The organism is Staphylococcus agnetis, assembly GCF_011466855.1.
GTDB lineage: Bacteria > Bacillota > Bacilli > Staphylococcales > Staphylococcaceae > Staphylococcus > Staphylococcus agnetis.
This window is the reverse complement of record NZ_CP045927.1, coordinates 2,188,549-2,202,032: the sequence shown is the minus strand read 5'-3', so window position 1 is coordinate 2,202,032 and position 13,484 is coordinate 2,188,549. Positions and strand designations below refer to the sequence as shown.

The following is a 13,484-nucleotide window of genomic DNA, read 5'->3' as shown; positions in this document are numbered from 1 at the left end:
AACCATATGTGTGTATCGCTTTTTGTCGCAATAACCACCCTATTAGGTTGACCTTATACGGGTGAGGTGGATGTTATGTAGGGGACCCAACCTACCTCTAAGGTCTTCAGATTTGGACGACGAGCGTGTGTGAGTAATTTCTGAATTACGATGCATTTTTGGAGGATGTAATGCCAGAAAAAACACAGCTCATACTTTTGAAGGGAAATGTGTTCAAAATGTAAGGGTATCATCTTGAACACTTTTAAGATAACATAATTTTTCGAGCATGTAAAATAAAAAGTTAGGTTAACCTAAAAATAATCTTGAAACGGTTGTTTTATATGGGTTTATGGCGGTGATTCTAGAGAAATTTGAACGTTTTGTGAAGAAGAAATTAAAGGTTAAAACGTTGGGTATTCGAAATAATTCATATATGGATAAAATAATTTTGTTTAGAGAAATGTAGTGGGGTTGGATTGTTATGTATAATAAAATTAACACATGTTAAAGGAGATGCATATGGAAACCATTTATCTTGCTGGGGGATGTTTGTGGGGCGTACAAGCATTTGTGAAAACATTGCCTGGCGTCATTAATACTGAAGCAGGACGCGCAAATGGTGCTACGGCGTCATTAGAAGGGCCTTATGATGGATATGTCGAGTGTGTGAAAACCGAATTTGACCCGAAGCGTACTTCAGTTGAAGCACTTATGACAGCGCTATTTGATGTGATTGATCCGTATGCGATCAATCGGCAAGGAGATGACGTAGGACCGAAATATCGTACAGGAGTTTATAGTACGTGTGAAACACATCTTCAAAAGGCACGTCAGTTCATTGCAGAACGAGCGGATGCGCCTAAAATTAAAGTCGAAGTATGTGCACTTTCGCGCTATGTACCAAGCGCACCTGAACATCAAGATCGTCTAGATCACTTCCCAAATGATTACTGTCACATTCCTAAACATTTTTTCAAATCATAAAAAGTGTTGGCATAAAACACAGCTTAAAATATTTTATAGGGGTGATGCACAATGCAGTTGTTAGAAGCGTATATCTTTTTTATTGTCGCAGTAATTTTAAGTTCTATTGTGAGTGTAAAGATACCTAAAGTGCCCGTAGCTTTCATACAAATTCTTTTCGGTGCGTTTCTCTTTTTAGTGCCGATTACTATCCATTTTGAATTTAGTTCAGAGGTGTTTATGCTTGCAGTAATCGCGCCCTTATTATTCGTTGAAGGGTCGAATATTCATCGTGAAAAGTTACTGCAATATATTAAACCCATTACATTAATGGCGATGGCGCTTGTTTTCGTGACAGTCATTGGTGCCGGCTTTTTCTTACACTGGGTGTGGCCTGATTTACCAATGGCAGCAGCTTTCGCAATTGCTGCTATACTGTGCCCTACCGATGCCGTCGCAGTTAAAGCAATGACGAAAGGGAAGCTGCTTCCTAAAGGGGCCATGACAATTTTAGAAGGCGAATCGTTATTGAATGACGCAGCTGGGATTATTTCTTACAAAATCGCAATCACGGCACTCATCGTACATACATTTTCAGCAGTAGAAGCAATAGAAAAATTTGTGGTATCGACGCTATTAGGTTTAATTATAGGGTTAATCATCGGAATTCTCGTAGTACGGTTGCGTATTATTTTACAAACTAAAGGGCTGAAAGATAATAACACGCTGATTTATATACAATTATTAACCCCTTTTGTCGTGTATATTGTCGCTGAATTAGTGCACGCGTCAGGTATTATTGCAGTCGTGATTGCAGGACTTATTCATGGTTTTGAACGTGAACGTCTCGTACGTGCGCAACCAGAAATCCAAATGAGCTACGGCCAAATTTGGAGCACGGTAAGCTATGCCTTAAACGGATTTGTGTTTGTGATTTTAGGCTATATCGTTCCGAGCGTGATTGTCGAAATTATTCAAAATGAACCTGAGAAATTACTCTTTTTATTAGGCGTAACAGTTATGATTGCAATTGCAATATATGTCTGTCGTTTTCTATGGGTGTATGCGTTTTTTAATACATTTTACTATCCTCAAAATACGCGTTTTTCATTTGGAAATATGACACAACCCGAACCGATGAATCGTTTGCATTATGCGTTTATTATGACGATGTGTGGTATACATGGTACGATTTCAGTTTCTCTAGCGTTAACGTTACCTGTATATTTAAGCCAACAACAATTATTCGATTTTCGGAATGATCTTATTTTTATCGCCACGATGATGGTGTTAATGAGTTTAATTATTGCTCAAGTCGTTTTACCATTCATTACGCAATCAGCAGTAATCGAACCCAATCGTGGGCTCACATATATTGATGCGAAAATTAAAATTTTGGCTGAAGTCATTCATCGGATGAAAATGACACCTGAGGCGTGTACATTAAAATCATTTGGACCCGTTGTTCAAGAATACTATAGTGAATACATGTTTTTACTTAGAAACCAAAGTCATCGTAAAGATGCACGTGAATTCCGTAGGTTAAGTGAAATAGCTAGAGAAGTAGAACAAGAGACGTTAAGTGCACTTGTAGATGAAGGGAAAATTGACAAACAAGGATTATCACAATATCGAATTATTGTCGATAATTCTCAACAATTTAAAGAAGCAGACTTTATTGATAAAGTTAAAATGACAATTAAAATGATGGTGTTACGTTATCGCGCGCGCACAGGAAAATTAAAGAAAAACATTGATATTCCAGCGCTTGATAAAACTTTAGATCAAGTATATCGTCGCGTATCAGAACGTTTATCAAAAGAACGTAATAGTCACAATATGCTTGAAATAGGAATGATTAATACTTCATATTTTACACGTATCCATCGTCAATCACGTTTAAAACCCAAAGAACGTCAAGCGAATGAGCAGATGCGTCGTATGAAATTATATGCAGTCTATACTCAAAGAGAAGTATTAGATGAAATGGTATTAAACGGCGAGATTACTGAACATGATATTGCGGTAAGACTACGTGAAGAAATTAGTTACAATGAGATTTTAGCGGATAAATAGATCTCAAATAATTGGAATGTGTCAATGTCAAAAGGACAATGTAAGCCTTCGATATTCATTTTACGGATGAATATCGAAGGCTTTTATCGATGTTTCGAAGTATTTAAACGATCAACTCTTATCTACATTGCATCATCATCCAAATTGAATGAAAGTAAAAAATTACATATTTTCAATTTATTCAAAATGGTGCATTTGAGGCCTATTTCATGTAAAATAGAAAAGTGAAAATAAGCGTTTTAATGCATATTTATACGTAAACGTTAGGAGTTACTTTGCGCGTGAATGATACTTATACACATAAAGAAATAAATATAAACGTGTGCAATGCTATAGTTTTGGAGTATTGTGCAAAAAAAATCCCCTTTAACTATTATTTTATGGCACAATTGATGAAAGGGATTTCAAATGTAAAGGGGAGTACATTATGACGACATATCAGAAGAAAGATATCGTTCGTGGTCGCTTGAAATTTATAATCATGTCTTTAATAGGTATATTTTTATTTTTATTACCGATCGGCGTCACAAATGATAAGGGAGAGTCTGAAACTACATTACCGATTGCTTGGCTAGCAAGCACAATGAAAACAATCATTGGTGATGCGATGCCTTTTATTATTTTAGGAATCATTACATTATCAGGAATATTAACGATTTTATGTAGTACTTTATACAAAAATAGGTTGAATCCAGAACGTCAAATGGCGAAAACATTTAGCGTAGGTCCTTTATGGGTGATTGTACGGTTATTGGCAGTTGTTTTCGCATGGCTCATTTATTTAAAAGTTGGCTCAGAAGTCATTTATTCTGCAGACACAGGTGATCTTGTTTTCAGTAGTTTACTGCCAACACTTGTAACGATTTTCTTCTTTGCAGGATTATTTTTACCGTTTTTAATGTCTTACGGCCTGCTAGAATTTTTTGGACCCATTTTTAGACCTATTATGCGTCCATTATTTAAGCTACCTGGACGCTCAACAGTGATTAACTTAGCGTCGTTTTTAGGCGATGGGACGATTGGTGTGATGATTGCCAGTGAGCAGTATAATCAAGGGTATTACACGCGTCGAGAAGCAACGACCATTGCGACGATGTTTAGTGTTGTATCGATCACATTTGTCATTGTCATTGCTGAAACGATTCATTTATCTGAGCACTTTTATTACTTTTATCTGACTGTCATTTTAGCGTGCTTGGCTTGTGCCATCATTTTACCGCGTCTCTGGCCTTTGAACCGTGTACCAGATACGTTTAAAAACAATTTGAAACATGAAACGTTAAGAGAAGACAATTTAGGCAATAAAAATCCGGTCGCTTATGGCTTTGAACAAGCAACAGTTCAAGGTATGAAAGCACCTGGAGTAAAACAATTTTTCAAAGATGGTACGAAAACAGTCGTTGATATGTGGCTTGCTGTCTTACCAGTTGTTATGACGATTGGGACTATCGCTACAATTTTAGCTACATATACGCCAATATTTCGCGTATTAGGATTGCCATTTTTACCGTTATTTGAGTTGTTGCAAGTGCCATCAGCAAAAGAAGCCTCTGAAACAGTACTCATTGGTTTTGCGGATATGTTTTTACCGTCATTACTCATTGAAGGTGTTAAAGATGACTTAACACGCTTTGTTGTGGGTGCATTAAGTGTTAGTCAGTTGATTTACTTATCAGAAGTCGGTGGCGTGATCTTAGGCTCAAAAATTCCAGTGAGCTTAACGAAACTGTTTGCGATTTTCTTAATGCGTACCGTCATTGCATTACCAATCATCGCACTCATGGGTCACTTATTATTTACATTTTAAATCGGTGGCATATGCCTCTGATGTCACGTTTGACCCAATGAATACAGCCAACAAAATTCATGCGCACATGAACTTTGTTGGCTGTTATGCTTGAGGGACGACGCGTTAACATCAGTGACTTTTATTGATAATGTTGTATAAAGTCTACAAGAATTGAAGTATAAGTATCGATGGAGCTCAGAATAACATACTCATCTTCTCCGTGCCAATGCCCCCCTGATGGTCCAAATTCAATGGCAGGTATGCCCTTAGCAGAATAGTAGCGTGTATCTGCAAATCCATGCTGTCCAAACATGTGCGCGGTGGATTCAGGGGAGTGCTTGAGAATGTATTGTTGTAGCAACTTAAAGTCAGGATGGTTTAAATCATTTGTTACTGGTGGACCAGTTAAATGAATGTCTAACTGCGTATGTGTCAAAGCTTCGATTTGTTGAATGATGTCGGCTTTTGATTGAGAGGGTAAATATCGAATATCGTAAGACATTACGCATGTATCAGGTACTTTATTATACACGTCGCCTCCCGAAATTTTGGCTAAATTGATAGAAGGGCATGCGTACAATTCTGATGACGCTTTCGCAAATGGCAAGTTGAGTAGACGCTGATGTATGTCGAGTGCTTTTGTAATTGCATTGTCTCCTTCCCACGGTCGACTACTATGTGCTGCACTGCCCTTAATGACTAAATCAAATTGTAAAATACCTTTCGCTTGAACACCAATGCCTAAGTCGGTAGGTTCGCTACAAATGACTAACTGCGCATCTATGTTTTGCTCACATAAATAACGTGCACCAAATTGACCACCTGTTTCTTCATCTGGCACAAGGTGTAATTCAACTTGAGTGTTTAAATCAAGGTGATGAAGGCGCTTCATTGTTAATAATAACCCTACGACACCACCTTTCATATCTGCGGTGCCACGACCGTACATTTTATCATCTTGAATCCTTGGAGTGAAAAGTTTTGATTGTGCGGGTACAACATCTAAATGACCATTCAAGATGATTTTTTTGTCCCCTTTGCCGATCTTGGCGATTAAAATATCATAACCTTGATTAGATAAAATGGTCGTTTCAATGTTATTTTGTTGCAGCCATGCGTTGCACATGTGTATGAGGTGATTGGTATTTTCGATGTTTGAACTGTCTACTGATACGAATTGTTCCAATAATTGTTGTGTCTCTGTCATTGTCAATGCCCCCTTGTTTACATTTAAATGCATTTAACCATAAGTAAAGAATATTGACAAGTTTCTGAAAATTTAGTAAGGTTTTAGCATACGAAGCAATTTTATCAAGTGAATAGAGTTTAGCAAAGGCGCTAATGAGTAGTTCAGACTACTGTTAGTGCCTTTTTGTGCGTAAGGAGGGGAAATATGGAGTTTAATTTTAATATTATCAACGGGCAACATGTGACGGCATCAGAGTCAATGACTGTGATAAACCCAGCTACTGAAGCGGTCATAGGTCAGGTGCCGAAAGTGACACCTCATCAAGTAGACGAAGCCATTCATGCGGCACAACAAGGATTTGAAATATGGTCAACATACGCAGCCGAAGAAAGAGAAACCTATATGTTGTCTTGGGCTGATAAGATACTGGAAAACCAAGACATGCTTGCAGAATTATTGAGTCAAGAGCAAGGCAAACCTCTTAACGAAGCTTTAGGAGAGGTACAAGTGTGTGCCAAATTTATTAGATGGTCAGCAGAGGAAGCTAAGCGCATGAATGGTGATATTTTGGTGCCTTCTAAGTCTCACCAAAGATTATCGGTCATCAGGCAACCAGTAGGGGTATGTGCATTAATTACACCTTGGAACTTTCCGGCAGCTATGGTAGCTCGGAAAGTGGCACCCGCCATAGCTACGGGGTGTGCATTTGTTTTAAAACCTTCAAGTGAAACGCCACAAATTGCGATTGCATTCATCGATTTACTCAATCAGACAGGCATACCGAACGGCGTGGCAAATATCGTAACTGGGGCATCAAGCATGATTTCTGATGCGTTTTTATCTCACAAAGTGATTAAAAAAATTTCATTTACGGGATCGACGGAAGTAGGGAAATTGTTAGTCGAAAAATCAGCGCAAAATTTGAACCGATTGTCATTAGAGTTAGGGGGTAATGCACCTGCAATCGTTTTTGAAGATGCTGACTTAGAACAAGCAGTGTCAGATATTGTTGAAAATAAATTTGAAAATAACGGTCAAATGTGTAATGGCATTAATTATATTTTAGTCCATGAGGCTTTAAAAGCGCGCTTTTTAACTCGCTTAATTGATAAAGTAAAAGCACTTAAAGTTGGCCAATGGAATGACAAAGACGTTAATGTCGGTCCACTCATAAACGCGAAAGCGCAAGAAAATGTCGCTCATATTGTTTCAGAAGCCACTACTCAAGGGGCATCATTAGTGTTGGGTGGACATAAAATGGATAGAAAAGGGAGCTTTTTTGAACCTACCATTTTAGATGGAGTTGAAAAAGAGATGGCCATTTTAGAACAAGAAATATTTGGTCCAGTCGCACCTATCGTCACGTTTAAATCAGATGAAGAGGCGATTGAAATCGCGAATCGCACACATCAAGGGTTAGCGACATATTTCTTTACTTCTGATGTTAATAAAGTTCATCAAGTAGCAGAACAATTAGCGTTTGGGATGGTGGGTGTAAACGGGACGCAACTCAGTTTACCACAAGCACCCTTTGGTGGCATAGATGAAAGTGGTTTCGGTAGAGAAGGCGGTCATTACGGTTTAGACGAATATTTAGAATTAAAGTTCATTTCATTAACGTTAAACAAATAGAGGTGGGTGATGGGTTATGTTACATGAATCAAATCATAATCAACCGTTAGAAGGAAATATTTCAAAAGATGAATTGTTAGCAGCAATTAAACAAGGGGACATTGATACTGTCGTTCTTGGTTTTTGTGATATGCAAGGACGTATCATGGGTAAGCGTATGACCGGAGATTATTGTTTAGAAAATGATATTTCAGAAGGGACACATTTTTGTAATTATTTACTCGGTACCAATTTTGAAATGGATACGAATGATGGATATGAATACATGAACTGGGACAAAGGATATGGAGATTATCTTGCTGTTCCTGATTGGGACACTTTGAAAGTAGTGCCTTGGTTCGATAAGACGGCGCTCGTTTTATGTGATGTCTACACCGAAGATGGGTCATCATTGATTGATATTGCGCCACGTAACATTCTAAAAAAGCAATTGGAGAAAGCGAGTCAGTACGGCTTCGACCCTTATTTGGCAAGTGAACTGGAATTTTACCTATTTAGAGATACCTTTGAAGCGATTAATAATAGAGGATATAACACATTGAATCCAGCGGGGCATCTCAATGAAGATTATAACTTATTACAAGGGACTAAAAACGAACCGTTGTATCAAAAAATTCGTCATTTAATGTCAAAAATGAACATTTTTATCGAATCGTCTAAAGGTGAAGCGTATAAAGGACAACATGAAATTAACTTAAAATATTCAAAAGCGTTAAAAGCTGCAGACCAACATGTGTTATTTAAACATGGGATGAAAGAAATTTGTATTCAAAATGATCATTCTGTCACGTTTATGGCCAAGCCTTTTCAAGAATGGACGGGGTCTAGTGGTCACATCCATATTAGTTTAATGAAAAAAGGAACGAAGGAAAATGCCTTTTATTCAGGTCATGATGCGCAACCGATGTCTGAAACGATGCAACATTTTTTAGCAGGTGTGATGACATATACACAAGAGTTTGCCTTACTCTTTGCACCACATGTGAACTCCTATAAACGATTTGCACCTAATAGTTGGGCGCCTGTTAGCATCGCATGGAGTAGAGATAATCGTTCCGCCGGTTACCGTGTTGTAGGTAATCAACACGCGTTGCGATTTGAATCTCGTATCCCTGGGTCAGATATGAACCCTTATTTAGCATATTCCGCGTTAATCGGTGCTGGACTTTATGGCATTGAACACCAATTAGAGTTACCTGAGGAACTTAAAGGTAATGCCTATTTAAATCAATCGGTAAAACAAATTCCATCTTCCTTACATGAAGCGATACAACATTGGAAACAAAGTGATGTTGTTAAAGAAGTGCTAGGGGAGGATGTTTGGAAACATTATCTCCACACAGCACAACTCGAATTAAATGATTTTGATTCTTACGTCACTACTTGGGAAAGACAACGCTATTTTGAACAAAGTTAATTAGAACATAGTATGGGAGTGAGCCAATATGAGATTAAAAGACAAAGTGTGTATTATTACAGGTGCAGGGGGTGGCATGGGGAAAACTGCTGCAACTATGTTTGCTAAAGAGGGCGCGCGCATAGCAGTCTTCGAAAAAAATAAAGATGCCGGTGAACTTACTGCGCAGGAAATCACGCGTCAAGGCGGAGAGGCCCGCTTTTATGAAGTGGATATTTCAAATGAGCAACAAGTACAAGAAGCTGTTGCGTGTGTCGTCACTGATTTTGAGAAAATTGATGTACTTTATAACAACGCAGGTGTGATGCCGGCCGCAGATCATTCTGTTGTAGACACGTCAGAAGAAGTCTGGGATCTAGTGATGAATATTAATGTCAAAGGCATATTCTTTATGACCAAATATGTTATTCCAGAAATGGAAAAACACCAGTCAGGATCTATTATTAACATTGCATCGTTTGTGGCAGAAATGGGCTGTTCCGTACCACAAGATGCGTATACTGCGTCTAAAGGTGCTGTTGTAGCACTCACAAAATCACTTGCGATTCAATTTAGACCTAAAGGCATCCGGACAAACGCCATCAGTCCAGGACCTATTGAAACACCACTGTTAATGGAATGGCTTGTTTCAGATGAAGAAGCGAAGAATGTCAGATTAGGACGTCAACCCTCTGGAAGGTTCGGTAAACCGGAAGACATCGTGAATTGTGCCATTTATCTTGCCTCAGACGAATCGGATTGGACGAATGGCGCGAATATTAATGTTGATGGCGGTATCACGTCTAACTATTTTTAATCATGCGTCAATATATTGAAAACAAAATTTTTAAAAGCGGACAAAAAAGTTTAACTTTCGGTCCGCTTTTAAAATGTGTATTTGAGTAGATGTTGTATGTGTTCATTGCGTTGTCGAATGCATGGCAATGACTTCTTATATGCATTTCTAAAGGTGTTACGTATGTTATTGCTTAACAGCTTTAAGTATCGGTGGATCAAACTACTACAAATCATATAAAGAGCCTGAGTTGTAGTGAGGTATTATTCTTTAATTGTATTTATCTAAGGTATTTATTATCTATGCTTCTTATTTTATATACTCATCTTCTTTAATTATGCCAAGCCTACGATCAATTTCCTCTAGCTTTTTTGCCTTAGGAACACATAATACATATGCGAAAATAATGCCTAAAATACCCGCAGATAACTTCCCTATCATTACTGCTGGAATAAGAGACGGTTGAAAGTTTGCGGTATACGATAGGTGATCACCTAATAAGAACGCAGCGGATACCCCAAAGGCGATATTAATGACTTTATCTTTTGGTGGCATATCTTTCACCAATTTGAACATGGCTAAAATATTCGCTATCGTTGCGATTAATCCCGCACTGCCTACTTCGCTTAATCCAATGAGTTTACCAAATTTAGTGAGGAAATGCGTAAAATATTTACGAATCAAGTACACCATTGGAAACGCACCGGATAACATTATGGCGATATTTCCAGCATTCTCTAAAGCTCTGAAGCGGTCTTTGTCATCTGCCATGATAGGATCAAATCCCCAAACACCAAAGGTATGTGTAAAAAATCCAGTGAAAATTTCAACGACTGAAAACACAAACACTAATTTAATCGCGGTATCTAACACCTTTCCAAATATGATAAATAATTTAATCATAATATCTGAGAAAAAGTATAACCCAGCCGCCGTGATAACGACAAAAATGATTAAAGGTAATAAATTAATGCATACAGACGACAAACTCAGTTCAAATACGCTAGCGGCAGCACCTTTAGTTTCAATAACGTTCCGAAATTTTAAATGACTGACAATAATGACAAGCGTTGATATAAACGCTCCAAAAGGGATGGCCAACAGACCTGAAAGTATGCCAAGGGCCATATATTTATGGTCTCGTTTATCCAACATTGGTAACCCTAAAGGAATAGAAAAAACAATCGTTGCACCTGCCATAAAACCAATAATCATGGCCATTAACCATCCTTCATAAGAATCTTTTAATACATTTGCTAACTGATAACCACCCATATCAGTCGCTAAAATGGATGTCGCTGCAATGGCAGGATCTGCACCTATTTTTTCAAAGAAAGGTCCAAAAACATTTTCTATAAATTTTGAAATAAAAGGAATGGAAGCCATGATGCCGGCTGAGTTCGCAAAAATAGGCCCAATGGTATAAATCCCTTCCATAAATTCTTTCCCAATGCCTGTATTGGCATCTTTGATTGCCCCAAATGCACCAAGTACTGCACAAATCATAATAATATAAATAATGACGTTCCCTACAAATTCCATAAAAATGCCCCCTAAAAAACATAAAAACGCCTATTTGATTTTCAAATAAGCGCCGTTGCTTGGTTTTATTCACTTTTAATATTAATGATCTAACTTCTTAATAATTTGAGTGGCTACCTTATACATTTCCATTTGATGGTGCATACTGAGTTTACGCATTTTACGGTAAGCTTGTTGCTCTGAAATATGTTGATGTTCCATGAGTAAACCTTTCGCTTTTTCAATGCATTTACGATGTTTTAAATCGGTGTCTTTATGTTGAATCTCATGTTTTAATTGAAGTTGTTTTGCACTTTGAGAAAAAATAATTTCCATAGCCGGTAGCAATTGTGATTCTGTAATGGGTTTAATTAAATAGCCCATTATATTGGTTTTTTTTGCTTCTTCAATATATTCAGGTTGACTATAGGCAGTTAATATTAATATTGGAATATCAAACTTTTTACTAATTATCTTACTCGCTTTAATGCCATTGAGTTGTGGTAGTTTGATATCCATTAAAATTAAATCTGGTTGATTTCGATGAACAAATTCGATTGCTTTTTCACCAGTTGAAACAGCACCGATCACCTTATACCCCAAATCTTTAATCATTTCAATAATATCTAATCTAATAATCGCTTCATCTTCAACTACGAGAACGTTTTTAGACATCATTTCACCCCTTATGTACGTCAAACATGACGATGACTTGAGTTCCTTTTTGGCATGAGTTGATGTTGAGCGTGCCTTCCAAATCATTTTCTACTATTAATTGTATGATTTTACTCCCAAATGATGTCTGACTACTTTTCGAAATTCCATCCCCGTTATCTTCTATAGAGAGTATAATTTGATTTTGATTATCAGTGGATAATTGCACCTTAATTTCACCATGTTGTGTTTGGTGAAATGCATGTTTGAGACAGTTTTGTAATACTTCATTATATACGATAGCCAATGCGACAGATTGATTAGATGATAAATATACGGATGGCTGAAGTTGATAGGTGATTTGAATATTGCTGTGAGTGGTGAGGGTCGTCATAACCATATTTCCAATTTTTTTGAGTAACGTCGCAATATCAGCACTGTCATTGGACGATTCATAAAGAATAATTTCATAAACGGATGCAATACTTAAAATACGATTGAGCGTATCTTTAAAATAAACTTGCAAGTTTTCTGGAATGTCATGCCGCATTTGAAGGCGTATTAATGAAGCAATGGTTTGTAGATTGTTTTTTACTCTATGGTGAACTTCTTTCATTGCTACTGTTTTTGAAGTTAAAGCTTTTTCAGTATGCCTCAGTTTTGAAACATCTTTAAATAGAACAAAAATTTGTTTTTCTGATCCAAATGACGTATGAATCTTTTTGATGACATAGAATTTTTGATTTAGTTCTAATTCCATCATTTCAATGGAATGTTTAGAATAAATAAAGCGTTCTAAATCAGGAAAAACTTTATCAAACTTTAAGTTTAAAAACGCTGTGTTTTCAGTGCCAATTTGTCTTAATAGTGTTTCGGCAGCAATATTAAAGTACTTTATCTCTGATGCTTCATTAATACAAAATACAGCATCTTCAATAATATTAGATAAAGTCATATCAAAATCAGAACCTACAGTTTCAGCGTAGCTATAAAGTGAGGTCATACGATTAATGACGTCTCTATTGTAATTTTCAATATGTAAGTTGCGTATATTCTTCTCTAAAACAAGTACTCCAATGACACGCGCATTATAAATAATAGGACTCACATTTTGTTCAATTAACAAGCCTTCCTGGTTTAAGCCACGATGGTTATGGACTGTGATGCCTTTTTTAAATGATTGATAAACGGCTGGCTCAAATGATTCTAACACCGATTCACCAATGACAGACGAATGGTATAACGGATGTTCAGTTGCTTCAGGAAACGCTTCATCGACGACAATAAGATTTTGAGTGATATCACTTTGACAATCAATGAATGCATAACATTGATTGACGTTGGCAATCAATTGTAATTGCTGTGAAACGAGCGCAATCTCATTCATTTCATTAAATGATAAAGGTGTCATAGTTAATAAAGTATCCTGAACGCAAGACATCGACTCACTCCATATTAGAATATTCAAATAATTCTAACTACAATT

General features: G+C 37.1%; 10 protein-coding genes. 6 read left to right on the top strand and 4 right to left on the bottom strand.

The annotated features are described in order from the left end of the window. The first annotated feature begins 501 nt into the window (after positions 1–501). From GJE18_RS11105 to GJE18_RS11095, 3 genes are all read left to right on the top strand, one after another. Positions 502–966, top strand: coding sequence for a peptide-methionine (S)-S-oxide reductase (locus tag GJE18_RS11105; protein WP_107368392.1), 465 nt, complete (start codon positions 502–504; stop codon positions 964–966). A gap of 51 nt (positions 967–1,017) precedes the next feature. Then, positions 1,018–3,021: a cation:proton antiporter gene (locus tag GJE18_RS11100; protein ID WP_060551975.1), complete on the top strand. Its 2,004-nt coding sequence runs from the start codon at positions 1,018–1,020 to the stop codon at positions 3,019–3,021. A gap of 427 nt (positions 3,022–3,448) precedes the next feature. Beyond that, a complete protein-coding gene (locus tag GJE18_RS11095; protein WP_037565736.1) occupies positions 3,449–4,828 on the top strand; it encodes a YjiH family protein in 1,380 nt (459 codons plus the stop codon). Positions 4,829–4,949: 121 nt separating this feature from the next. On the opposite strand, the gene GJE18_RS11090 is transcribed toward GJE18_RS11095, so the two are convergent. Then, positions 4,950–6,017, bottom strand: a complete 1,068-nt coding sequence (locus tag GJE18_RS11090; RefSeq protein ID WP_060551973.1) for a M20 family metallopeptidase — start codon at positions 6,015–6,017, stop codon at positions 4,950–4,952. 186 nt (positions 6,018–6,203) lie between these two features. Between GJE18_RS11090 and GJE18_RS11085 the strand changes: the two genes are divergently transcribed. The 3 genes from GJE18_RS11085 to GJE18_RS11075 are packed head-to-tail and all read left to right on the top strand — an operon-like array spanning position 6,204 to position 9,844. Beyond that, on the top strand, positions 6,204–7,631 hold the full coding sequence (locus tag GJE18_RS11085) for an NAD-dependent succinate-semialdehyde dehydrogenase (RefSeq protein ID WP_107368391.1): 1,428 nt from the start codon (positions 6,204–6,206) through the stop codon (positions 7,629–7,631). Between the two features lie 16 nt (positions 7,632–7,647). After that, positions 7,648–9,048, top strand: a complete 1,401-nt coding sequence (locus tag GJE18_RS11080; RefSeq protein ID WP_060551964.1) for a glutamine synthetase family protein — start codon at positions 7,648–7,650, stop codon at positions 9,046–9,048. 28 nt (positions 9,049–9,076) lie between these two features. Next, complete coding sequence (locus GJE18_RS11075; protein WP_060551962.1) at positions 9,077–9,844, top strand: SDR family NAD(P)-dependent oxidoreductase; 768 nt, start codon at positions 9,077–9,079, stop codon at positions 9,842–9,844. A gap of 288 nt (positions 9,845–10,132) precedes the next feature. Here GJE18_RS11075 and eutH read toward each other — a convergent pair whose 3' ends face one another. The 3 genes from eutH to GJE18_RS11060 all read right to left on the bottom strand — a co-directional run bounded on the left by eutH (position 10,133) and on the right by GJE18_RS11060 (position 13,439). Continuing rightward, positions 10,133–11,365, bottom strand: a complete 1,233-nt coding sequence (gene eutH / locus GJE18_RS11070) for an ethanolamine utilization protein EutH (RefSeq protein WP_060551960.1) — start codon at positions 11,363–11,365, stop codon at positions 10,133–10,135. Between the two features lie 81 nt (positions 11,366–11,446). Continuing rightward, positions 11,447–12,019, bottom strand: coding sequence for an ANTAR domain-containing response regulator (locus GJE18_RS11065; RefSeq protein WP_107368390.1), 573 nt, complete (start codon positions 12,017–12,019; stop codon positions 11,447–11,449). Positions 12,020–12,023: 4 nt separating this feature from the next. Continuing rightward, the gene (locus GJE18_RS11060) at positions 12,024–13,439 is read right to left on the bottom strand and encodes a sensor histidine kinase (RefSeq protein ID WP_060551956.1); all 1,416 of its coding nucleotides are present in this window, start codon (positions 13,437–13,439) and stop codon (positions 12,024–12,026) included. Positions 13,440–13,484 lie beyond the last annotated feature (45 nt).